The organism is Kushneria indalinina DSM 14324 (assembly GCF_003385845.1).
Taxonomy (GTDB): Bacteria; Pseudomonadota; Gammaproteobacteria; order Pseudomonadales; family Halomonadaceae; genus Kushneria; species Kushneria indalinina.
Window position 1 is genome coordinate 260,190 of record NZ_QRDJ01000009.1, and the last position, 23,603, is coordinate 283,792.

General features: G+C 63.7%; 21 protein-coding genes. 9 read left to right on the plus strand and 12 right to left on the minus strand.

Annotated elements, in window-relative coordinates; all coding sequences use genetic code 11:
* Positions 1 to 133: 133 nt before the first annotated feature.
* Entirely contained in the window at positions 134 to 1,414 is a 1,281-nt protein-coding gene (locus tag C8D72_RS15540) for a DUF445 domain-containing protein (protein ID WP_115855354.1), read from the plus strand.
* A 13-nt stretch (positions 1,415 to 1,427) separates the two neighbouring features.
* On the opposite strand, the gene C8D72_RS15545 is transcribed toward C8D72_RS15540, so the two are convergent.
* On the minus strand, positions 1,428 to 1,691 hold the full coding sequence (locus tag C8D72_RS15545) for a cupin domain-containing protein (RefSeq protein WP_115855355.1): 264 nt from the start codon (positions 1,689 to 1,691) through the stop codon (positions 1,428 to 1,430).
* A gap of 261 nt (positions 1,692 to 1,952) precedes the next feature.
* Between C8D72_RS15545 and C8D72_RS15550 the strand changes: the two genes are divergently transcribed.
* Positions 1,953 to 3,605, plus strand: coding sequence for a catalase (locus C8D72_RS15550; protein WP_115855356.1), 1,653 nt, complete (start codon positions 1,953 to 1,955; stop codon positions 3,603 to 3,605).
* A 148-nt stretch (positions 3,606 to 3,753) separates the two neighbouring features.
* Here C8D72_RS15550 and C8D72_RS17805 read toward each other — a convergent pair whose 3' ends face one another.
* A complete protein-coding gene (locus tag C8D72_RS17805; RefSeq protein WP_115855357.1) occupies positions 3,754 to 3,936 on the minus strand; it encodes an SEC-C metal-binding domain-containing protein in 183 nt (60 codons plus the stop codon).
* A 138-nt stretch (positions 3,937 to 4,074) separates the two neighbouring features.
* Positions 4,075 to 4,749, minus strand: a complete 675-nt coding sequence (locus C8D72_RS15560; protein ID WP_115855358.1) for a GntR family transcriptional regulator — start codon at positions 4,747 to 4,749, stop codon at positions 4,075 to 4,077.
* Between the two features lie 270 nt (positions 4,750 to 5,019).
* Here C8D72_RS15560 and C8D72_RS15565 point away from each other — a divergent pair, with 270 nt between their 5' ends.
* From C8D72_RS15565 to C8D72_RS15590, 6 genes are all read left to right on the plus strand, one after another.
* Positions 5,020 to 6,261 carry an NRAMP family divalent metal transporter gene (locus C8D72_RS15565; RefSeq protein WP_115855359.1) on the plus strand — a complete coding sequence of 414 codons (1,242 nt, stop codon included), beginning with the start codon at positions 5,020 to 5,022 and terminating at the stop codon, positions 6,259 to 6,261.
* 14 nt (positions 6,262 to 6,275) lie between these two features.
* Positions 6,276 to 7,046 carry a LamB/YcsF family protein gene (locus C8D72_RS15570; RefSeq protein WP_115855360.1) on the plus strand — a complete coding sequence of 257 codons (771 nt, stop codon included), beginning with the start codon at positions 6,276 to 6,278 and terminating at the stop codon, positions 7,044 to 7,046.
* 40 nt (positions 7,047 to 7,086) lie between these two features.
* A complete protein-coding gene (locus C8D72_RS15575) occupies positions 7,087 to 8,691 on the plus strand; it encodes a 5-oxoprolinase subunit B/C family protein (protein ID WP_115855361.1) in 1,605 nt (534 codons plus the stop codon).
* Positions 8,688 to 10,454, plus strand: a complete 1,767-nt coding sequence (locus C8D72_RS15580) for an acetyl/propionyl/methylcrotonyl-CoA carboxylase subunit alpha (protein ID WP_211308864.1) — start codon at positions 8,688 to 8,690, stop codon at positions 10,452 to 10,454. Before C8D72_RS15575 ends, C8D72_RS15580 begins: the two co-directional genes overlap by 4 nt.
* Before the next feature lie 275 nt (positions 10,455 to 10,729).
* Positions 10,730 to 11,131 (plus strand): DUF2382 domain-containing protein, encoded by a 402-nt coding sequence (locus tag C8D72_RS15585; RefSeq protein ID WP_115855362.1) that lies wholly within the window; start codon positions 10,730 to 10,732, stop codon positions 11,129 to 11,131.
* A gap of 47 nt (positions 11,132 to 11,178) precedes the next feature.
* Positions 11,179 to 12,087: a YsnF/AvaK domain-containing protein gene (locus tag C8D72_RS15590; protein WP_115855363.1), complete on the plus strand. Its 909-nt coding sequence runs from the start codon at positions 11,179 to 11,181 to the stop codon at positions 12,085 to 12,087.
* A 105-nt stretch (positions 12,088 to 12,192) separates the two neighbouring features.
* On the opposite strand, the gene C8D72_RS15595 is transcribed toward C8D72_RS15590, so the two are convergent.
* Positions 12,193 to 12,696 carry an Lrp/AsnC family transcriptional regulator gene (locus C8D72_RS15595; protein WP_115855364.1) on the minus strand — a complete coding sequence of 168 codons (504 nt, stop codon included), beginning with the start codon at positions 12,694 to 12,696 and terminating at the stop codon, positions 12,193 to 12,195.
* Between the two features lie 71 nt (positions 12,697 to 12,767).
* Positions 12,768 to 13,424 carry a hypothetical protein gene (locus tag C8D72_RS15600; protein ID WP_115855365.1) on the minus strand — a complete coding sequence of 219 codons (657 nt, stop codon included), beginning with the start codon at positions 13,422 to 13,424 and terminating at the stop codon, positions 12,768 to 12,770.
* A 285-nt stretch (positions 13,425 to 13,709) separates the two neighbouring features.
* Between C8D72_RS15600 and C8D72_RS15605 the strand changes: the two genes are divergently transcribed.
* The gene (locus C8D72_RS15605) at positions 13,710 to 14,660 is read left to right on the plus strand and encodes a 2-hydroxyacid dehydrogenase (RefSeq protein ID WP_245955296.1); all 951 of its coding nucleotides are present in this window, start codon (positions 13,710 to 13,712) and stop codon (positions 14,658 to 14,660) included.
* A gap of 41 nt (positions 14,661 to 14,701) precedes the next feature.
* Here C8D72_RS15605 and C8D72_RS15610 read toward each other — a convergent pair whose 3' ends face one another.
* The 7 genes from C8D72_RS15610 to C8D72_RS15640 form a co-directional block, all read right to left on the minus strand.
* On the minus strand, positions 14,702 to 16,162 hold the full coding sequence (locus C8D72_RS15610) for an NAD-dependent succinate-semialdehyde dehydrogenase (RefSeq protein ID WP_115855367.1): 1,461 nt from the start codon (positions 16,160 to 16,162) through the stop codon (positions 14,702 to 14,704).
* A 29-nt stretch (positions 16,163 to 16,191) separates the two neighbouring features.
* Positions 16,192 to 17,844, minus strand: coding sequence for an ABC transporter ATP-binding protein (locus C8D72_RS15615; RefSeq protein WP_211308865.1), 1,653 nt, complete (start codon positions 17,842 to 17,844; stop codon positions 16,192 to 16,194).
* A 4-nt stretch (positions 17,845 to 17,848) separates the two neighbouring features.
* Positions 17,849 to 18,757 (minus strand): ABC transporter permease, encoded by a 909-nt coding sequence (locus C8D72_RS15620; RefSeq protein WP_245955297.1) that lies wholly within the window; start codon positions 18,755 to 18,757, stop codon positions 17,849 to 17,851.
* Positions 18,758 to 18,771: 14 nt separating this feature from the next.
* Positions 18,772 to 19,728 (minus strand): ABC transporter permease, encoded by a 957-nt coding sequence (locus tag C8D72_RS15625; RefSeq protein WP_115855369.1) that lies wholly within the window; start codon positions 19,726 to 19,728, stop codon positions 18,772 to 18,774.
* A 100-nt stretch (positions 19,729 to 19,828) separates the two neighbouring features.
* Entirely contained in the window at positions 19,829 to 21,472 is a 1,644-nt protein-coding gene (locus tag C8D72_RS15630) for an ABC transporter substrate-binding protein (protein WP_115855370.1), read from the minus strand.
* Positions 21,473 to 21,572: 100 nt separating this feature from the next.
* Complete coding sequence (locus C8D72_RS15635; RefSeq protein WP_115855371.1) at positions 21,573 to 22,847, minus strand: NAD(P)/FAD-dependent oxidoreductase; 1,275 nt, start codon at positions 22,845 to 22,847, stop codon at positions 21,573 to 21,575.
* 49 nt (positions 22,848 to 22,896) lie between these two features.
* Entirely contained in the window at positions 22,897 to 23,571 is a 675-nt protein-coding gene (locus tag C8D72_RS15640) for a haloacid dehalogenase type II (protein WP_115855372.1), read from the minus strand.
* Between the last annotated feature and the right edge of the window lie 32 nt (positions 23,572 to 23,603).

Below are 23,603 nucleotides of genomic sequence, written 5' to 3' on the forward strand. Positions count from 1 at the left end.
TGTGTGATCACCGGAAGTGTGACCGGATCAAACAGACGGGACAACCGCCCTGGACCAATGGGTGGGGGATGCACGCACAGGCGTGCGCTGCGCTAAGCTCTCGACAGGCCATTTCACAAGGGAGCACCCTCGATTGACCCTGCCACACCACAACCGACGCCGCATCGCCACGCTCTGTTTGATCGGCGCACTGATGTTGTACGTCGTCAGCGCCTGGTATCAGGCCCGCTTCCCGGCGCTTGAGTACGTTTCGGCCTTTGCCGAGGCGGCCATGATCGGCGGCATCGCCGACTGGTTCGCCGTGACCGCGCTCTTTCGCCATCCACTGGGGCTGAAAATCCCCCATACGGCGATCATTCCACGTAACCGGGCTCGGCTGGGCAGGAGCCTGTCGGGGTTTATCCGCGAGAACTTTCTGTCTGAAGCCTACGTGCGCGACAGCGTCCGGCGCTTTGACGTGGCCGGCGCGCTGGTGAGCTGGCTGTCACGCCCCGAGCGGCGCGCCATGGTCGCCGAGCGACTGACCCAGGCCATGAGCACATCGCTGTCGGCGGTGCGCCAGAGTGCGGCGCGGGATTTTCTCACCCGCACTTTGCGCCACCATCTGGGCCGCATCAATACGGCCCGGCTGATGGGCAGCGCCCTGAACGTGCTGGCCGCCGAAGGGCGCCATCAGGTGGTGCTGGATGATGCACTGGCCCGGCTTTCGCGCTGGCTGGAGGTCGAAGACAATCAGGAACGGGTCAAGTATTTCATTACCGGCACCGTCTTCAAGCTCTTCAACCCGCGGGTAATGGGGCGCGAGATCAGCATGCACCGTCTGGCCGGCTGGATGATCAACGAGCGCGTTGTCGAGCAGACTTCGCGATTGATCAGTGAGGTCAGCGAGGACCCCGACCACCCGCTGCGTCACCATCTGGATCGACAGTTCGCCGACTTCATCAAGCGCGTTCGCCATGACCCGACCTTTTCACAGCGGCTTGACCGGTTGCGCGACGACCTGCTCGATAATGATCGTCTCAGCGACTATGTCACCGGCGTCTGGGAAGAACTCATGGACTGGCTGGCGCACGACCTGGAAGCCAGTGATTCGCAGTCACGGGCCTGGATTGAGCATTTCATCGAGTATTACGCCCGCACGCTCGAACAGGACGCCCCGGCACGCGAGTGGCTCAACGACCAGGCCGTGACGCTGCTGCCCGCGCTGGTCGAACGCAACGGCCCGCGCGTCGATGCCTATATCCAGCGCTACCTGGACAGCCTGGACAGTGACGAGATCGTCGCCCAGATCGAGAAGAACGTCGGCAACGACCTGCAATTCATCCGCATCAACGGCACGCTGGTCGGCGGGCTGATCGGACTGGTCATTCACGCCCTGACCCAGCTGGTGCTGACGCTCCAGGTCGGGGCGTAAAACGCCGGACACACTATTCGAGCGTAACAAACACCGAGCGACGCGGCTGGCCATTTACGGCGCGGCTCACATGGCCGCGCCCGGTGGTGTCCTCGCACAGCAGGATATCGCCGGTGCTCAGGCGCCTTGTTTCACCACTGCTCACGGTGACGTCCACGCTACCGTCCAGCATCAGGATGTACTGGCGTTGCGGCGCGTTGTGCCAGTCGTGGGCATAATCCGGAGCCGTTTCACGAAACACCAGGCCGGTCTCGGCAGGCGAACCTGTGCCGTTCATGCCTGAAGGTGTGTCATGACCTGCGACTTTCAGCATCATTACGGTGCTGGCCTGTCGCTGCCGTAGATGTTTCACGTGAAACACCAATGTCGCGGGGCGACCGTTGCTTTTCCATGAACGGCATATGACCTGTCATAGTTTTGATCTCTACTCTGCGATAGGACTAAACCATGAGGATACCGTGGTACCTTTCGCATCCGGGGCCGCTCGTGGCCGGCGCCTGATACGACCCGGACAGGATGTCAAAAAGAGGAGAAAGGCATGTCAGATAGAGATAACGAACTGACCAATCGACAGGGTCATCCTGTCACCAACAATCAGTCCCAGCGCACGGTCGGCAGCCGCGGACCGGCGACGCTTGAAAACTATCAGTTTCTGGAAAAGATCAGCCATTTTGACCGTGAGCGTATCCCCGAGCGTGTCGTACACGCCCGTGGCTTTCTCGCTTACGGTGAGTTCGAAGCCACCGGCATGATCGGTGATGAGCCAGCATCAAAGTACACCCGCGCGAAACTCTTTCAGGATGCCGGCAAGAAAACCGATCTGGCGCTGCGCTTTTCCACCGTCATCGGTGGCCGTGACTCCTCGGAAGCCGCTCGCGACCCGCGTGGCTTTGCCGTGAAGTTCTATACCGAAGACGGCAACTGGGACCTGGTCGGCAACAACCTGCCGGTGTTCTTTATCCGTGATGCGATCAAGTTCCCGGACGTGATCCACTCGCTCAAGCCCGACCCGGTGACCTTTCGTCAGGAGCCCAACCGCATCTTCGACTTCATGAGCCAGACGCCTGAAGCGATGCACATGCTGACGCACCTGTTCAGCCCGCGCGGTATTCCGGCCTCCTATCGTCATCAGGAAGGCTTCGGGGTCAACACCTACAAGATGGTCAACGCCCGGGGCGAGACCTGCCTGGTCAAGTACCACTTCCACCCGCAGTGCGGCGTGGCCAGCCTGACCGCGGCTGAAGCCGCGAAGGTGCAGGGTCAGGATCTGGGCTCGGCATCGAAGGATCTGTATGAGGCCATCGAGCGCGGCGACTACCCGAAGTGGGACGTCTTCGTTCAGATCATGGAAGACCACGATCATCCCGAGCTCGACTGGGACCCGCTGGACGACACCAAGATCTGGCCGGAAGATCAGTTCCCGCTGCGCAGGATCGGCGTCATGACGCTCAACCGCAACGTCGAGAACTTCTTTGCCGAAAACGATCAGATCGCCATGGGTACCGGCGTGCTGGTCGACGGTCTGGATTTCTCCGACGACAAGATGCTGGTCGGTCGTACGTTCTCCTACTCCGATACCCAGCGCTATCGCATCGGGCCCAACTACCTGCAGCTGCCGGTCAACCAGCCGAAGAACGCGCGTGTTGCCACCAACCAGCGCGACGGTCAGATGGCCTACGAGCAGGGTGTGGCTCAGGGTCAGAACCCGCACATCAACTTCGAGCCGTCGATCCACAACGGCCTGCAGGAGTCCGATCGCGACGAGCCCAACCATCCGCCGGAAGTCCGCGGGGCGTTGACGCGCAGCGTCATCGAGCGTCGCAACGACTACGTGCAGGCACGCGGTCGCTACAACACCATGCAGGACTGGGAGCGCGATGACCTGACCGGCAACATGGTCGAGCTGCTGGGTCTTTGCGAGCGCGACGTGCAGGCGCGCATGCTGTGGCACTTCTGGATGGTCCATGACGACTACGGCAACCGCGTGGCCGACAAGCTCGGCATGAGCCTCCAGGATGTGAAGCATCTCCAGCCGCTGGCCAAACAGGTCCTCACCGACGACGACAAGAAGCGTCTCGAGAACCTGGGCAACAATGGCGACAACGTCAGTGCCGAAGGCTGGGGCCAGTGGACCAGCTCGGTCGAAAACCGTCAGGTCACCGCGGAAGAAGTCCTCAGCGGCAAGCTCTGATCGGTTGAATCATTCGGGGCTATCCCTGACTGATTCCCGGCCATAAAAGAAACCGGCGCCCCTGGGCGCCGGTTTTTTCATGAGTGGTGTGGATGCTTTCTGACCGGGTTCCGGTCTAAAAAGTCGCCGGGCAGACACGAGACAGTGCCTAGCCGCCGTGGCACTTCTTGAACTTCTTCTGGCTACCACAGGGACACGGGTCATTGCGTCCGACATCCTTCATGGCATTGCGGGCGGGCTTTTGAACACCATGGCTGCAGTTCGGGCCATGGACGTGTTCATGATCGTGGTCGTGCTGGCAGTTCGGGCCGTGAACGTGGGGCTGATTCATGTCGTTTTCTCAATGGACGTGATGGCGTGATTATCGACTTCCGGCGTCAAAAGAAAAGTCCCGATACGACGATACCCATGCCATTTCCCCCGCTCTGGTAGTGTTGTCAGGTACAGGGCAGCCCTCAGCGCCGGCCTCTCATCCTCCGGACGCCACCTGACGCTCCCAGGCCGCCAGCACAACCCGCTCGGACTGCGCCAGGTACTGCTCCAGAAGTGCCACGGCCGCTTTGGTATCGCCGCCTTCAAAGGTGTCCAGTACCTGCTGGTTCATCTCGACATACGGCCCGTGCAGCCACTCCTTGTCAGCCATCAACCCGAAGGCGAGACGCAGTTCGGCCAGAATCTGGCTAAAGAAGGCGTCAAGGCGCGGGCTGTCCGCCAGTGCCACGATAGCACCGTGAAAGGCCATGTTGGCCGTGCCGACCGCCAGCCAGTCCTTCTGCTCACGGCGCTCACGGGCGTTTTCGACCGCCGCGCGCATCTCTTTCACCGCCGGGTGGCTGGGCCAGGCCTCACTCAACGCGCGACACTCGATAAAGCGCCGCAACCGGTAGATCTCGACGATGGAGCCGGGACCGGGGCGGGTCACGAACACGCCGCGATGGGGCTGATGCGTGACAAGCCCTTCATGGGCGAGCGTGCGAAAGGCCTCCCTGAGCGTATTGCGTGACACCCCCAGCCGCTCACACAGCGCCATTTCCGACAGCTGCTGCCCCGGGGCGAACGCCCCCTCTACCAGCAGCCGTCGAATGCCGGACGTGACGGTCTCACCCAGCGATCTGCTCCTGTCTTCCAGAGCCTGCTTTTTCATTAAAGCGCCATTGTGGTCGTGACGTTTACACAGTCCACAGTGTTCCCGATAAGGGCCTGTGCCGACAAGCACCGCGATTGCACCAAAAGCGGGCGAAAGGAGATCCTGGTGCGCCAGAATGGAACACAAGTCGAATATCCCCCCGCCAGCGTCACGAGTATTGTTGAACAATCAAAGCCGATAAAACCTACAAAAACCGGCCACTCTACCGATTGTGGCACGCCAATTGCTGGTAGTGCCTGTCCCCCTTCCCTGCTCGGAGCCCATGACATGGCAGCTGCTACCCCTGACGTCGGGTTCACCCGCTCCCGACGCGCCTCACTGATCGGTGCCGTCTTTTTAATGGCCACCTCGGCCGTGGGCCCCGGCTTCATCACCCAGACGGCCACCTTTACCGCCACCATGGGTGCCGCCTTTGCCTTTGGCATTCTGGCCTCGATCCTCATCGATCTGGTGGTGCAGCTCAACATCTGGCGGGTGGTGACCGTCACCGGCATGCGTGCACCCGAGGTGGCCAACGCTGCGCTGCCCGGCAGCGGTTATCTGCTGGCCGTTTTGATCATCATTGGCGGACTGACCTTCAACGTCGGCAACATCGCCGGCGCCGGCCTGGGGCTCAACGCGCTGATGGGGCTGGACACCACCTGGGGCGGGCTGGTCAGCGCCGTCATTGCCGCCGGCATCTTTTTGTCAAAGCGGGCCGGCGTGGCCATCGACCGCATCATCATCGTACTGGGCGTTTTGATGATGGCGATGACCGTATTTGTGGCCATCGCTTCCAACCCGCCCGTGGGCGAAGCGCTGCGCCAGACCGTCATGCCCGACACCATCAACTTTGCCACCATCACCACCATCGTCGGCGGCACCGTCGGCGGCTATATCACCTACGCCGGCGCCCACCGCCTGCTGGACCGCGGCCTGGGTGGCGTCGAGAACGTTGATACCGTCTCGAAGGCTGCCCTGCGCGGCATTCTGGTGACCGGGCTGATGCGCTATATCCTGTTTCTGGCCATTCTGGGCGTGGTCGCCAGCGGCGTGGTCATCGACACTTCCAGTCAGAGCGCCAACCCGGCCGCCCAGGCCTTTCAGGCCGCCGCCGGCGAACTGGGCCTGCGCGCCTTTGGCCTGATTCTCTGGGCCGCCGGCATTACCAGCATCATTGGTGCGGCCTACACCTCCATGACCTTTTTAAGCGCGTTTCGCCCCGGCATCAGCGAGGGCGTACGTAACCGCGCCACGCTGGTATTCATCGCCCTCTCGCTGATCGCCTTCCTGTCGATCGGTACCCCGCCGGCGGCGCTTTTGGTGTTCGTGGGCGGCTTCAACGGGCTGATCCTGCCGGTGGGGCTGACGCTGTTCATTTATGTCGCCTGGCGGCGAGCCGATCTGATGAACGGGCATCGCTATCCGCGCTGGCTATTGATCTCGGGCGCAGTGGTCTGCGCGCTGACCTGGTATATGGGCTATAACGCCATCGGTCCGATTTTTGCCTTTCTGACACCCTCTGCCTGAACCGGGAGCCCTGCATGTCTTCTATCGATTTAAACAGCGATCTGGGTGAAAGCTTCGGTCAGTGGCGCATGGGCGATGACGCCACCATGCTCGGCATCGTCACCAGCGCCAACGTCGCCTGCGGCTTTCACGCCGGGGACCCGGCCGGCATATCGCGCACGCTGCAGGCCGCCGCCGAACACGGCGTTACCGTGGGTGCCCATGTCAGCTATCCGGATCTGGTGGGCTTTGGTCGACGCTACATGGATATCGCCAGTGATGAGCTGTACGCCGATGTCATCTACCAGATCGGCGCGCTCCAGGGCCTGGCCCGCGCCGCCGGCACGCAGGTGCGCTACGTCAAGCCGCACGGCGCGCTCTACAACACCATCGCCCATGACCGGCGCCAGGCCGAGGCCGTGATCGAGGCAATCCGGGACGTGGATGCCTCACTGTTGCTGATGACGCTGGCAGGCACCCCGCTGGTGGGATGGGCACGCGAGGCCGGTCTGAATACCGCTGCCGAGGCGTTCGCTGATCGTGCCTACAACGCCGATGGCAGCCTGGTGTCTCGCCGGGAAGCAGGCGCAGTGCTCCATGACGCCGACCGGTGCGCCGAGCGGATGGATCGTCTGGTGCATGAAGGGGTAATCGAGTGCATCGACGGTCATGATATCGCCCTCCATGCCGACTCCATCTGCGTCCACGGCGACAGCCCCGGTGCCGTGGCGCTGGCCGAGGCCGTGCGTGCTCGCCTGACCCGGAGCGGCGTGACGCTCAAGGCCTTTGCAGGCACGCCGTCATGAGCGCTGCCATGAATGCCCTGCCACGCGGTAAGGAGTTCCCGTGAGAGTACTTCCCGTCAACCTGAGCACCCTGCTGGTCGAGCTCGAGGATCTGTCGCAGGCGCTGGGGCTTTTCGATCAGCTCCAGCGCGAGCCGATCGACGGCGTCACCACCATCATCCCGGCGGCGCGCACCCTGCTGGTCCATTTCATCCCCGCCCGCATCAGCGCCGCGCAGCTTTCCCGGGCGCTCAGGGCCCGCCCGGTCAGCGGCGGCGGCCACCAGCTCGGCGAGCTGATCGAGATTCCCGTGTGCTACAACGGCGAGGACCTCGACGAGGTGGCCCGACATCTCGACATGAGCACCGATGAGGTCATCCGCCGCCACAGCAAACACGAGTATCAGGTCGCCTTTTGCGGCTTTGCGCCGGGATTTGCCTATCTGGCCGGCGGGGCGGGTTTTGACGTGCCCCGGCGCACCTCGCCGCGCACCCGCATTCCGGCCGGTTCCGTGGCACTGGCCGGTACCTTCAGCGGCATCTACCCCACCGACAGCCCCGGCGGCTGGCAGCTGATCGGCACCACGCCGCTCGAGATGTGGGACATCCATCGCGAGCCGGCCGCACTGCTCCAGCCCGGCATGCGGGTACGCTTTACTGCCAGCGACGCTTCACCAGAGCGCGTTAGCGCCAGTGTGCCCATCGATACCACCCGACCCGCAGCGGCTGATGCCACACCCTGTCTGGAAATTCGTCAGCCCGGTCTTCAGAGTCTCTTTCAGGATCTCGGTCGCGACGGCCAGACCGGCCAGGGCGTCTCCGGCGCCGGCGCGATGGACAAGGGCGCGCTGAGAAGTGCCAACCGAATCGTGGGCAACCCGTCCGATGCTGCCGCCATCGAGATCGCCCAGGGCGGGCTGTCGCTGGTCTGCCACCGGCCCGCCATTGTGGCCGTGACCGGCGCCGAGGCCGACGTATCGATCACCACTGCCGAGGGCGCGCGCCGCGACGCCGCGCTCTGGTGGCCCATCGAGCTGGCCAAAGGCGACACGCTGCGTCTGGGGACCACCACGGCGGGCGTGCGCGGCTATCTGGCCCTGCGCGGCGGCTTTGATGTCACACCCGTATTGGGCAGCTGCGCCACCGACACGCTGGCAAAACTCGGCCCGGCGCCGTTACAGCCCGGCGACACCCTGAGCCCGGCCGGACTGGCGGTCACGGCGCTGTCGCTCAGTGAGTCCGGCGAATTCGATCTGCCCCGCGCCGGCGAGTGCGTCACGCTCGATATCGTCATGGGCCCGCGCAGTGACTGGTTCACCGACGAGGCGCTGACCCTTTTGTGTGATCAAAACTGGCAGGTGACGCCGCGCTCCGACCGGGTCGGCATTCGACTGGAAGGTGAGCACTCGCTTGCCAGAGCACACCACGGCGAGCTGCCCAGCGAAGGCACGGTCACCGGCGCCCTGCAGGTGCCGGCCAACGGCCAGCCGGTGCTGTTTCTGGCCGATCATCCGCTGACCGGGGGCTACCCGGTGATCGCCTGCGTGGCCGATCACCATCTGGACCTGGCCGGACAGATTCCGCCCGGCGCCACCGTTCGCTTCAATCCGATTACCCGTTTCGCACCGCTTGCCGGTGACGACAGCCTGACCGAGGTCACGTCATGAACGCACCCGACGCTCCCAACGCCCCGCACCCGCTGAAAAAGGTGCTGATCGCCAACCGCGGCGAGATCGCGGTGCGCATCATTCATGCCTGTCGCGATTACGGCGTCACCTCGGTGGCGGTCTACGCCGAGGGCGATCTCGACGCCCTGCATGTCCAGCTGGCCGATGAGGCCTTCGCGCTGGGCGGCGAGCGCCCGGCGGAGAGCTACCTGTCGATCGACAGGATTCTGGACGTTGCCCGTCGCGCCGGCGCCGATGCCATTCACCCGGGCTACGGCTTTCTCTCCGAGCGCGCCGATTTCGCCCGCGCCGTGCAACAGGCGGGCCTGACCTGGATCGGCCCGAGTCCGGACACCATCGACGTGCTGGGTGACAAGGTTCAGGCGCGGCGACTGGCACTCGAAGTGGGCGCCCCACTGGCCCGCGGCACCGAAGACCCGGTCACCACCGCCGAGGAGGTCGTGGCCTTTGCCGAGGAAGTGGGATTGCCGATCGCCATCAAGGCAGCGTTTGGCGGCGGTGGACGCGGGCTGCGGGTGGCCTGGCGCATGGATGAGGTCACCGAGAGCTACCACGCCGCGGTGCGCGAGGCCGAGGCCGCCTTCGGCCGCGGCGAGTGCTTTGTCGAGCAGTATCTCGACCAGCCGCGCCATATCGAAGCCCAGATCATGGGCGATCATCACGGTAACGTGGTGGTGGTCGGCACCCGGGACTGCTCGCTGCAGCGACGCAACCAGAAGCTCGTCGAGGAGGCCCCGGCCCCGTTTTTAAGCGACGAACAGCGCCAGAGAATCCATCAGGCCGCCCACGATATCGGCACCCGGGCCGGCTATGTCAGCGCCGGTACGGTCGAGTTTCTGCTCGGGCGCGACGACACCCTTTCGTTTCTGGAGGTCAACACGCGACTGCAGGTCGAACACCCGGTCACCGAGGAGACGGCCGGGGTGGATCTGGTCATCGAGCAGCTGCGCATCGCTGAAGGCCAGCCGCTCTCCTTTACGAAGACGCCGGCGCCCCGCGGCCACAGCTTCGAATTTCGCATCAACGCCGAAGACGCTGCCAAGGGCTTTCTCCCCACGCCGGGCCCGGTCGAGGCGTTCAGACCGCCCACCGGCGCCGGCGTGCGCCTGGACACCGGCGTGGAAAGCGGCGGGCGCGTCTCCGGCCATTTCGACTCATTAATGGCCAAGCTGATCGTCACCGGGGCCACGCGCGCCCAGGCCATTGCCCGGGCGTGCCGGGCCCTTGAGCACTTCGAGATTGACGGCGTGGCCTCCGTTTTGCCCTTTCACCGCGCGGTCATGGCGCACCCGGACTTCACCGGTGAGGCAAGGTTTGATGTGCATACCCGCTGGATCGAGACCGTCTTTGATGCCGATGCGCTTGAATGGGGCGCACGTCAACGCCCGAGTACCGAGCCCGGCATGCTGCACGCCATGATCGACATCGACGGCAAGCGCCACCGTGTCGGTCTGCCCACGGCCCTGCTGCAGCAGCTGGCCCCGAACGGCGCCACCGCCGCTGTTGAAGAGCCCACTGACGCAAACGCGGGCAGCGTCACCGCCCCCATCAGCGGCACGCTGCTGGCCTGGCAGGTCGAGGACGGCGCCCGGGTCAACGAGGGCGATGTCATCGCCATCATGGAGGCGATGAAGATGGAAACGCAGATCACGGCCGAGACTGCGGGTACGGTGGCGCTTCGGGCCGAGACGGGGGAAACGCTCGAGGCAGGGCATGTGATGGCGCAGATCACCCCGGAGTGATCAATGCGGTCTTCACGGCTTCAAGGGGCGCTGCGGCGCCCCTTTTTTATGGACGGGCGTTAACCTCAAAACAAGAAAAGTGCCAAAAACGACGCCATATGGTCGTAAAAGCATAATAAATGCTGTGATGTATCTTATTCACACCAAAGATAACACGAAAGGATTCGCTAACGGCCCCCAACCTGCCAGAGTAAAGAGTGTCCCTGCCTTGTCCTGCATCATTCGGGTCTTAACAGGTGGCTGTCATTTCATGAACCCTGCGGGAGCTAAAGCACATGACGAAAGATTCAGCGCCCTCCGACAAGGAGAAGATCCTTCCCCTGCTTGAGGAAACGCTCGATGTCTCTCGTCGTGAGGTCACCACCGGCAGGGTCAGGGTCAGTACCGAGACGCATGAGCGCACGGAAAGCATCGATGAGATGCTCTCGCAGGCGCGTGTCGAGGTCGACCACGTCGAGATCAATGAGTATGTCGATGAGATGCCCGACACGCGCCAGGAGGGTGACACCACCATTATTCCTGTCGTCGAGGAAGTCCTGGTGGTGGAGCGGCGCCTGCGACTGAAGGAAGAAGTGCACGTGCGCCGCGTTCATGATCAGACGCCCTGGCATGAAGAGGTGACGCTGCGCGAGCAGCGCGCCGTGGTAACCCGTCAGGACGACGACGTTACCGAGTAGGTTTCACCGGCCCAGGCCGATTCAAGCACGATAAAGGAGTGTATTTCATGGATGAACAACTCGTTGTTGCCGTATACGACACCGAAGCACGCGCCGATGAAGCCATGCAGGACCTGCGTGATTCCGGCATTCCCGAAGAGACCATCAATCGTCATGCTCAGCAGGGTGAAGTGTCCCACGAGCATCATGAAGAAAAGGAAAAGCCGAGCTTCTGGCAGCGCCTGTTCGGCAAGAGTGACGAAGACACCAGCGATTACGACCGCAACGTTGAACAGGGGGCGACCGTCATCGCCGTACGCGCACCGATCGCCGACATCGATCGCATCGAAGAGATTCTGGAACGCCACGACCCGGTCGACATCGACGAACAAAGTGGCCATCGCCCCGACAATACGCCGGGCACTGCCGGCGCCATGGGTGCAGGTACGGCCGGCGCCATGGGTGCAGGTACGGCCGGCGCCATGGGTGCAGGCACTGCTCCTGGCGTAGCCCCCGGCGGCGCGGATACCGGCGTTGCCGAACGCGACACTGCTCATACCGATCAGGAAGAGACACTGCCGCTGTCGGAAGAAGAGCTCCGGGTCGGCAAGCGTGACGTCGAGCGTGGCACCACCCGCGTACGTCGTCACGTGGTCAGCACGCCGGTCGAGGAAGATGTACACCTGCGTGATGAATCGGTCTCCGTCGAGCGCCGCCCGGTCACCGGTGACCGTCCGGTCAGCGATGCCGACTTCACCGACAAGTCGGTCGAAATGACCGAGACCGATGAAGAAGCCGTGGTCAGCAAGGAAGCGCACGTGCGCGAGGAAGTGGCCGTTCGCAAGGACGTCGGTGAGCACACCGAGCACGTCAGCGACGAAGTCCGCCATCACGAAGTCGATATCGACGATACCGACGGCACGCATCGTGATGACCCGGCCCATCATGACGACACGCTGGACCCCAAAAAGCGCTGATCCTGTTTTTGCGTTATCCAGGACGCCTCGGCGTCATCAAAACCCCGGTGGCAGGCCACCGGGGTTTTTTGTGTCTGCCTGTTTTTAATGACGGCATGATCGGCCTCAGGAATTGCCCGCGGCGTCCCCCAGCAGCGTGCGCAGCGGCAGCTGCTCCTTGACGATGGGAGACTTGATTACGATGTAACTGAAGTACTTTTCAATGCCGATCTCGCGCTCGATCAGCGCCTCCATCACGCTTTGATAGTGGGTAATACTGCGCGCGATAAAGCGCAGCAGATAGTCATAGCCACCGCTGATCAGATGACACTCCATCAGCTCATCAATCTCGCGAACGCTCTGCTCAAAGCGCAGAAAATCCTCACGTCGGTGATCCGACAGCGTCACCTCGGTAAAGACGGTCACGCTCTCCATCATTCTGGCCAGATCAAGGCGCGCCTGAAACGAGGTGATATAGCCGGCGGCCTCCAGACGCTTGACCCGCTGCAGGCAGGGGCTGGGAGAGAGGCCGACGGCGTCGGCCAGGTGCACGTTGGTCATGCGACCATCGTTTTGCAGCTGCACCAGGATATTGATATCGATGCGATCGAGTCGAACGGAACCCACCATGAAGCGCCCTTTTTGTTGTGCATTCGGGCCCGCCTGCTGCTGCCAGAGTGCGGGGGTGTCGCTTCACCTGTCTAAAGGATTTCACGACGCAGGGCAAGCTGGTGGGCGCCAATGAAATCGCTCAACGACGCAAACTGCCACGCTGTCTCCGTTTTCAGAGGCGAGCGCGCAGGCATCGAGCGCACGATGCGACAATAACCCGCACGACACGACACCGGAGGTGATCCGGCGCTCAGCAAGAGCACTTCCGGATCCCTGGCGATGTCATGAATGGCCGCCCTGGATGCCACAAAACTGCCGCAGGCCTGTTGCTCATGAGTGGCCAGTCCGATGCGCGCGTCCAGGGCGGCAAACTCACGCTCATTGAGCGAGCTCACCACGGTGAGCCGATAGAACTTGCGCAGATAATGAATCGCCCCCGGGGCATCTTCATACAGCGTGCCGGCATCCACCGTCCCGGCAAAGGCGATACCGGCCTGCCAGTCCCCCTCGACCTCCCATCGATCGGCCAGCGCACAGTAGGCAATGCAGTGGGCCGACACCGTGTTCATGTCGGCATCGGTCAGCGCATGCAGGGCGTGAAAATACTCGGTCAGCACCGTCTCCGGCGCGGGCGGCTCGCGCATCTGTGCCAGCAGTGGCGACAGCCCCTCGACAATCCTGCTGTCGCGGTCCATCAACACGCCGTGTGCGGCAATGCACAGTCTCGGGTAATCGGTCAGCTGCATCCCTTGATGCTCCTCTTCACCTGGTCGGTCGCGTGCCCGTCATGGGCGGGCCTCTCTGTCATGCCCTCCAGCCTACGCCGCCTGCAACCTCAGGTGACGCGCGTATTTCGCCCTGTCGCCGCCGATCGCGCCGAATCCGATGGGCTGCACGGCATGATCCACTGGCAGCTTTAGTGACAGCGCAATCTGCGCTCAATCCCCCGCAATTCGCACCATTTACGCCGCCGATAGCGCCACAACGATATCGCGTGCGCCGCGATCCGGGGCACGATAGGGACCCCACCAATGACGACTGCGAGGCATCCTGTCATGGCACTGCTGTATAAATCCGACCCCGAGCGCGGCCGGCGCTGGCAGGCGCTGTTTGCCGAGCACGCCCCGGATATCGAGTTTCGCCAGTGGCCCAATATCGGCAACCCCGATGAGATCCGCCACCTGCTGGCCTGGCAGCCGCCGGAGGATATTGCCGCCCTGCTGCCCAACCTCGAGGTGCTCTTTGCCACCTCCGCCGGTATCGATCAGTTCGACACATCAATACTGCCCGAAGCACTGCCCGTGGTGCGCATGCTCGACCCCGCCATCGAACAGGGCATGATCGAGTACGCCACCTTTGCCACGCTGTGGCTGCATCGCCACATGGCCGACTACGTACGTCAGCAGCGCCAGCATCAGTGGCAGGCCCACATGATCACGCCCGCCGGCGAACGGCGCCTCGGCATTCTGGGGCTGGGCCAGCTCGGCGGCGCGATCGCGCAACATCTGAAGGAATACGGCTTTCAGGTCAGCGGCTGGTCGCGCACATCGCGCGAACTCCCCGGAATCACCACTTATGCCGGCGCCGAGCAACTGAAAGCGTTTCTGGGAGAATGCGACATTCTGATCTGTGTGCTGCCACTGACCGATGAGACCCGCGGCATGCTCGCTCAAACATTGTTTGAGCATCTGCCGCCGGGTGCGGCGCTGATCAACATGGGCCGCGGCGATCATCTGGTGGAGGCCGACCTGACGGCAGCACTGGCGACAGGGCAGCTCTCCGGCGCAGTGCTGGATGTACTGCGCGAGGAGCCACCGGCAGAAGATCATCCCTTCTGGCAGAACCCGTGCATTCTCATGACGCCCCATGTCGGCGCCATGACCCAGCCCGAGACCGCCTTCCCGGTGCTTCTGGACAATCTGCGGCGTCATCAGCGTGGTGAAATGATGCTCGGACGCGTGGATCGACAGCGCGGCTACTGAGGCCGCGACCGGCCCGGCAGGCACCGGGCCGATCGATAGCGTTACACCAGCCCGCCCATGTGGAAGGCTTTCTCCTCGAAGTACTCGTCAAGCCCCTGGCGGGCGCCCTCGCGCCCCAGACCCGACTGTTTGACGCCGCCAAAGGGGGCGACCTCCATCGAGATCGCGCCGGTGTTGAGCCCGACCATGCCGAACTCCAGCGCCTCCCCCACCCGCCAGGCACGGCGCATGCTTTCGGTAAAGAAATAGGCCGCCAGCCCGAACGGCGTGGCGTTGGCGATGCGCAGCGCCTCGTCTTCGCTGTCAAAGCGCATGATCGGCGCCACCGGCCCGAAGGTTTCCTCGCGGGTAATGCGCATGGCCTCGGTCACGCCGGTCAAAAGGGTCGGCACCACCTGTCGATGACCACCCTCCGGCACGCCGCCGCATACCAGGGTCGCACCGTGACCCAGCGCGTCATCGATATGGTCGGCGACCTTCTCGACGGCCTGATCGTTGATCAACGCCCCGATGGTCACGCCCTCATCCAAGCCGTTGCCGCACTTGAGCGCGCCCATCGCCTCTTCAAGACGCGCGACAAAGCGGTCGTGAATGCCGGCCTGTACCAGAATGCGGTTGGCGCATACGCAGGTCTGACCGGCATTGCGAAACTTGCTCGCCATGGCGCCGGCCACCGCCAGCTCGAGATCGGCATCATCAAAGACGATCAGGGGCGCATTGCCGCCAAGCTCCAGGCTCAGACGCTTGATCTCTTCGCTGCACTGACGCATCAAAAGCCGCCCGACCCGGGTCGAACCGGTAAAGGAGAGCTTGCGCACCGTCGGGTTGGCGGTCAGCTCGCCGCCGATGGCCTCGGGCAGCCCGGTCACGATGTTGATCACCCCGGGCGGGAATCCGGCGCGCTCGGCCAGCACCGCCAGCGCCAGCGCCGACAGCGGCGTGAGCTCCGAGGGCTTGATCACGATCGGACAGCCCGCGGCCAGCGCCGGGGCGCACTTGCGCGTGATCATGGCGTTGGGGAAGTTCCACGGCGTGATCGCTCCGCACACGCCCACCGGCTGCTTGAGTACCAGAATGCGCCGATCCGCCGTCGGCGCCGGGATGGTCTCGCCGTAGGCGCGGCGGGCTTCTTCGGCAAACCACTTCACAAAGCTGGCCCCGTAGCGAATCTCGCCGCGGGACTCCGCCAGTGGCTTGCCCTGCTCACGGGTCATGATCAGCGCCAGATCTTCGAGGTTATCGAGCATCAGATCGTGCCAGCGCATCAAGAGTTCGGCCCGCTCGGCCGCCGGTCGGGCGCGCCATTCGGGCCAGGCGGCATCGGCGGCCTCAATGGCACGCCGGGTTTCATCAGCGCCCATGGCGGGTACCGCGGCCAGTGTCTCGCCGCTGGCCGGGTCGATGACACCGAGGGTTTTGCCATCATCGCCCTGACACCACTGACCGTTGATAAAGCCGGCATCCTGCCAGAGCGCGGAGTCGTTCAGCGCCGGTGTGCTCATGTTGTTTTCTCCTGCGTTGTTGTCATCACTCATGTCACGGGGGCGGCCGTTTCGTTGCGCGTCGGGCGGCTTTCAAGCCAGCCCTGACGCAGCTCCGGTACCGAGCCGATCAGCCGGCGCGTGTAGTCATGGCGCGGCGTCTCCAGCACCTGCTGGCACGGCCCGCTCTCCACGCACTCGCCCTGATAGAGCACCATCACGTCGTCGCACAGCGAGCGCACGGTGGAGATGTCGTGGCTGATAAACAGATAGGCCACGCCCAGCTCACGGCGCAGTTCGACCAGCAGCTCCAGAATGGCGGCGCCGACCACCGTATCGAGCGCCGAGGTCACCTCGTCGCACAAAATCAGATCCGGTTTGGCCGCCAGTGCCCGGGCCAGATTGACGCGCTGTTTCTGACCGCCGGAAAGCTCGCCGGGTTTTCGATCCAGCAGGTCGCGCGGCAGCTTCACCAGATCCATCAGCTCTTCGACGCGGGCCCGGCGCTCGCGACGGCTGAGGCTGAAGTAGGTCTCCAGCGGCCGGTTGAGCAGGCGCTGCACGCTGTGGGCGGGATTGAGCGCATTGTCGGCGCTTTGAAAGACCATCTGGATGCGGCGAAACTGATCCGGCGTGCGCCCGCGCAGCGTGGTGGAGAGCTCGCGCCGGTCGAACTGCACCGCCCCGTGGGACGGCGCCACCAGCCCGGCCACCGCGCGGGCCAGCGTCGACTTGCCCGACCCCGACTCGCCGATCACCCCCAGTGCCTGACCGCGCACCAGATGCAGATTGATGTGTTCGAGCACCACGTTCTCGGGCCGGCCCTGACCATCGCGCGAACCGTAGCCGACCTGCAGGTCGTGGATATCGAGAAGCTCGCCCCCGTGGCGGCCTTCAACGGGTGAGAGGTGATCCTGCGGGCGGGCCGCGGCCAAAAGGCTGCGGGTATACTCATGCGCCGGCTGTTCGAGAATTCGGGCGGTGGTGTTGTGCTCCTGGGTTTCGCCGTTTTGCAGTACCAGCACCTGATCGGCCATCTGCGCGACCACGGCCAGATCATGCGACACATAGATGGCGGTGGTGCCGCGCTCGCGCATGACCTGCTTGAAGGCGCGCAGCACCTCGATCTGGGTGGTGACATCGAGTGCCGTGGTCGGCTCATCAAGAATGACCAGCGCCGGATCGGTGATCAGCGCCATCGCCGCCATCACGCGCTGGAGCTGGCCGCCGGAGATCTGGTGCGGGTAGCGCTCGCCGATGTGCTCCGGGTCGGGCAGGGCCAGGTCATGAAACAGCGACACGGCCTTTTGTCGGGCCTCCTGGCGGCTCATGACGTCATGGATCAGCGCGCCTTCGATGACCTGATCCATCAAGGTCCGTGAGGGGTTGAACGCCGCCGCGGCACTCTGGGCCACATAGGCCACCCGGTGGCCGCGCAGAGCGCGGGTCTGGGTGGCGTTGAGCGACAGGATATCGGTGTCGCCAAGCTGCACGCTGCCGCCGGCAATGCGACAGCCGCTGCGGGCATAGCCGAGCATGGCCAGGGCAATCGTGGTCTTGCCCGAGCCCGACTCGCCGATCAGCGCCAGCACTTCTCCCGGCGCCAGTTCAAAGCCGATGTCGTTGACGATGATGCGTTCCTCACCGCCCGGCGGGGTGGCGCAGATCCTGAGATCGCGCACCGTGAGTGATTCACCCAGCATATGGTCACTCCTTTTGCGTGTCGCGGCTTTTGGAAAGGCTGTCGATCAGCAGGTTGGCGCCGATGGTCAGCGTGCCGATGGCCAGTGCCGGAGCGATCACCGCCAGCGCCCCCTGGCTCAGCCCGCCGATGTTTTCACGTACCAGCGAGCCCAGATCCGCCGCCGGCGGCTGAACCCCGAGCCCCAGAAAGCTCATGCCGCTGAGCAGCAGCACGATAAAGACAAAGCGCATGCCCATGTCGGTGAGCACCGACTGGATCATGTTGGGCATGATCTCGACGGCGGCGATGTAGAAACGCCCTTCCCCGCGGGTTTTCGCCACCTGCACGTACTCAAGCGTGGCCAGATTGGTCGCCAGACTGTGCGAGATGCGAAACGCGCCGGGGGCATAGCTCAGTACCGCGGCCAGGATCAGAAGCGGGATGGAGGTGCCAAAGGCCGACACCATGACCAGTGCCATCATCTTGCTGGGAATGGAGATCAGGGTATCGAAGATGCGGCGCACGCCCTCTTCCAGCCAGCGCGGCAGCAGCACGGTCAGCATGCCGAACCCCGCGCCCACCAGCGTCGAGAGAAGCGCTGCCACAACGGCCAGTCCCACCGTATAGCGCGCCCCGGTCAGCATGCGGCTGAGCATGTCGCGGCCCATGTAGTCGGTGCCCAGCCAGTGGGCCGCACTCATGCCGCCATAGATCTCATCGGCAACGAAGGCCCCCATCGGATAGGGCGCCAGCAAGGGGCCAAACAGCGCCACCAGCACCCAGAAACCAAACAGGGTCAGCCCGATCCAGCGCAGCAGTTTCAGGCGCGGTTTGTTGCGGCGGGCCGGTGCGGAGATCGGCAGGCGGCTGCCGTCGACCATGCGCCGGGCGGATGCTCGGCGCTGTGACGCGCCTTGACGACGATGTGGCATGGCATGGGTCTCACTCATCGGTTTCGCAGCCTCGGGTTGGAGAGGATCGCGCACAAGTCGGCCACCATCACCAGAATCAGGTAGGCGCCGCAAAAGAGCATGGCGCAGGCCTGAACCAGGGCGAGATCCCGGTTGGACACGGCATCCACCATCAGACTGGCGATACCCGGATAGTTGAAAATCGTCTCGACGATGATGACCCCGCCCAGCAGATAGGACAGGCTCAGCGCCACGGCGTTGGCGATCGGGCCGACCGCGTTGGGCAGGGCGTGACGCAGCACTCGCCGCACCGGCGGGACCCCCTTGAGTCGGGCCATTTCGATATAGGCGCTGTCGAGCTGGTCGATCAGCGCCGCCCGGGTCATGCGCGCCATCTGGGCGATCAGCACGCAGCACAGCGTCAGCACCGGCATGGCATAGATCCGCACGAAATCGCCAACGCTCTCGACGGTCGAGACGTAGGACAGCGCCGGCAGCCAGCCCAGGTGCACGGCAAAGATCAGCACCGCAAGCGTTGCGACCAGAAACTCCGGCACCGCCACCATCGACAGCGTGACCACGTTCAGCGCCCGGTCGATGTTGCCGCCGCGGCGCATGGCGGCCACCAGCCCCATGGTCAGGGCAATGGGCACCGAAATGGCCGTGGTAATGGCCGCCAGCAGCAGCGAGTTGGGCAGACGATCATTCATCAACTGCGCCACCGGCATGCCGTTGCTGGCCGACATGCCCAGATCACCGGTGGCAAAGCCGGTCAGCCAGTGCCAGTAGCGCACCAGCGGCGATTGATTGAGCCCGAGCTCCTCTCGCAGGGCCGCGACCTGCTCGGGCGTGGCGAACTGACCCAGAATCTGCTGGGCGGTGTCACCCGGCAGCAGGGAGGTAATGGCAAAAATGACCAGCGACACCAGAAACAGCGTCAAAAGACTTGAGGACAGACGTCCCAGCACCAGTTTGGGCATGGCGTTGCGCATCTCTTGCCTCCGGGGTGGGGGCCGACCGGCACGCAGGCGCCCTTTCGGCAACCCTGCGCGCCGCGGCCGGCATCAGTGACAGGAAGGGGTGACACGCCCGTTACGCATTCCACCAGATGTATTCGGCGAACATGTAGCCCATGAAACTGCCCAGCGGCACAGTGCGGTCCATGCCGCCGATGCGGGCGTCATAGCCTTCGACATCGCTCAAAAAAACCGGGATGCCGATGCCGCTTTCGTTGTGAATCAACGTCTGCATGTCGGCATACATCTGCCGGCGGGCGGCATCATCGGCCTCGCTTCGCGAGGCCACCAGAAGTTGATCGAACTGCTCGTTTTTCCAGCCCGACTCGTTCCAGGGCGCACTGGAGGCAAAAAACTGCGACAGAAGAATGTTGGCGGTGGGTCGCGGATTAACGTTGCCAAAGCCCAGCGGGTGCTTCATCCAGTGGTTGGACCAGTAGCCATCGCCCGGCACCCGATTGAGATTGATATTGAGCCCGGCCTGAGCGGCCGACTGCTGCAACAGCTGCCCCATCTCCTCGGAGTAGTTGGCTGCCGGCGATACCACGACCGGAACGCGGGCACCGGCCACACCGGCCTTTTTCAACAGCGCCGCGGCCCGCTCGGGGTCGTATTCACGCTGAGGCAGACCGTCGAAATAGTAGGGCGAGGACGGCGCGATCGGCTGGTCGTTGGCTATCTGACCATAGCCGCGCAGGGCCACCCGCTTGATCTGCTCGCGATCAAAGAGATATTTCATCGCCTCGACGAACTCGGGGCGGCTGCCGGGCTGCTGGTCGACGCGCATGACCAGGTCGGTGTAGTTGCCCGAATTGGTGGCCTTGACCCGGCTGCCCTCGGTCTGCTTGACCCGATCGGCGTTGCGCCCGGAAAGGTTGTTGATCATGTGGACATCGCCGGAGAGCAGCGCGTTGACGCGCGCCGACTCGTCGCTGATGCCCACGGTCTCGATGGCATCGAGATAGGGGTAACCCTCGCGCCAGTAGTTCTCGTTACGCACCGCCACCGAGCGCACGCCGGGGCTGAACTCCTCGCATGTGAACGGCCCGGTACCGATGCCCTTTGAAAAGTCGGTGGTGCCATCGGGCACGATCACCAGGTGCATGACGGCAAGAATCGCGGGCAGTTCGATATTGGGTGCGGAGAGATTGAACTCGACGCGTCGGTCGTCGAGTGCGGTGACGCTGTCGATCTGATCGACCATCGACAGCACCTTGGATCCGACAGCCGGGTCCTTGTGACGCATGATCGAATAGATGACGTCCTGAGGCGTGAGCGCCTTGCCATCGTGGAATGTCACCCCCTGTCGGAGGGTAAACACCCAGTGGCCGCCGTTATCACTGCTCTCGAATGTCTCGGCCAGCGCCGGCTGCGGCTCGAGCTGTTCGTTGAACTGGGTCAGGCCGCTGTAAAAGGTGTAGGCGCGCACATAGTCAATCGCTGTGGAGCCCTTGGCCGGGTCCAGCGATTCAGCGGATGAGGACGAATGAGCTGCCACGCGAATGCGACCGCCTCGTTTCGGAGTACCCTGCCCGTCGGCATCTGCGGCCCAGCCCATCGACATACCGGGCAGCATGCCACTGCCGGCGGCCGCAATCCCGGCCACGCCGAGCATTTTCAGTGCCTGACGGCGTGACAGCCCGGCCTGCATGGCGCGATAGACCTGCAGACTCTGCTCCGGGGAGACCAGCGTGTCATCACCGCGTTTATTGTGTGTCATGAGCCTTCTCCTTCTGCCTGAAATTGTTATTGCATTCGGATACAGCGCTGCATCACTGACAGCCTCGGGCTGTCGCGTTTCTGTTCTTGTTATTGGCCGGCTAGTGCAGCCGGTCCTGCAGGCGGTACCAGCCGCCCACCAGGGGTAAAAACCAGGGCTTGCCGAAGTTGCCGGGGATGGCCGGCCAGTTGTCGCCTTGCCACGGATAGTCCTTGCGCTGGCCCAGCATCATCTCGGCCAGCATCCGACCCATGTGCACCGACATCTGCACGCCATGGCCGCTAAAGCCCATTACGTAGTACATGCCCTCATGGCGTCCGGCGTGGGGCAGGCGGTCGCGACTCATGTCCACCAGCCCGCCCCAGCAGTGTGACAGCGGCGTCTCGGCCAGCTGCGGAAAGGTGTCACGAAGGCCGCGGCGCAGAATCTCGCCGCTTTTGGCATCGGATTTGCCGCCGGACATGGCAAAGCGGGCGCGCCCGCCAAACAGCAGGCGGTCATCCGGGGTCAGGCGGAAGTAGTGGCCGATGATGCGGCTGGTCACGCAGGCGCGACGGTTGGGAATGAGCTGCGCGCACTGCTCGCTGGACAACGGCTCGGTGACCACGATGAAACTGCCCACCGGCGCCAGCCGACGACGAAACCAGTTCAGCGGACCGACCTGAGAGGCACCGGTCGCCAGCAGTACGTTGTTGGCGTAAAAATCGCCATGCGGGGTGGTCAGGCGATAGCGCTCGCCTTCACGCTCAACGCCGGTCATGGGGGTGTGTTCAAAAAGATGGGCGCCGTGACGCACGGCGGCCTCGGCAAGCCCGGTACCAAAGCGGCCCATGTGCATCTGGCCGCCGTTTTTCTGCCAGAGCCCGCCGTAAAAGGCCGGCGAATCGACCTCACGGCGCGCCTCTTCCTTTGAGAGCAGCGCCACATCCGGGTCGACATCGCGGCGAATCGCCTCGCAGGTGCGCCCCAGCTTGTCATAGTGCTCGGGCTTGGCAGCCAGCTTGAGCTTGCCGCGGCGCAGGTAATCACACTCGATCCCCTCCTCCTCGATCACCTGCTCGATCGAGGCCACCGCCTCGCTGTAACTGCGGTAATGCAGTATCGCCTGGTCGCGGCCGAGCTGGTCGACCATGCCGACGTAATCCTGGGCCACGCCGGTGTTGCACTGCCCGCCGTTGCGCCCGGAGGCCTCGCCGATCACGCGGCCGGCCTCTACAAGCGCCACGCGGGCGCCGCCGCGGGCCAGGGTGCGCGCCGCCGACAGCCCGGTCAGGCCGCCGCCGACCACGGCCACATCATAGTGGCCCTCGGGGGGATGGGACCTGGCACCGGTAAACGCCGGGGCCGTATCCAGCCAGTAGGACTCGAACTTCATGAACGCTCTCCCAAAAGGGGTCGCAGTGACGATTCACAGACCGACCAGCTCAGAGGCCGACAAGCGCCGGCAGGCCGCGAATATCGGCAATCTCGGTGGCCCCGTAACCCTCACAGAAGCCTTCATGATTGCGCGCCACGAACGCCTTGTTTTTAATGCCCATGAAGTGCGCCGACATCAGGTCGTAGCGAAAGCTCGACGACACGTGCAACAGCTCATCGGGCTGACAGTCCAGGGTATCGATCATGGCTTCAAAGGCGGCCAGACGCGGCTTGTAGACCTGGAACATTTCTGCCGTGAAGACCTTGTGAAACGGCACTTCCAGCTTTTTGACGTTGTCCATGATCTGGCTGTCATCGGCGTTGGAGTAGATCACCAGCGGGATTTTATCGGCGATTTTTGAAAGCCCCTCGATCACGTCCGGGTGGGGTCCCCAGGTCGGTACCGCCTCGAAGTAGCGCATGCCTTCATTGTCGCGGTAGTCGACGCCCCAGCGCTTGCAGGTGCGCTCAAGCGCCGTGCAGATGACTTGCGAATAGGGCTTCCAGGGGCCGAGCACTTCATCAAAGCGGTAAGCCCCGAAGGATTTGACGAAGGCGTCCATCTGATCGGCCTGCGGGAGGCGGTCGGCAAAGATCTCCCGGGTCATGGTGGCCATCTGAAAGTTGGTCAGCGTGCCGTAGCAGTCAAAGGTAATGTACTTCGGGCGCATGATGTCGCTCATGGTGTGTCGTCCTGTGTTGTCGTGCCGTAACG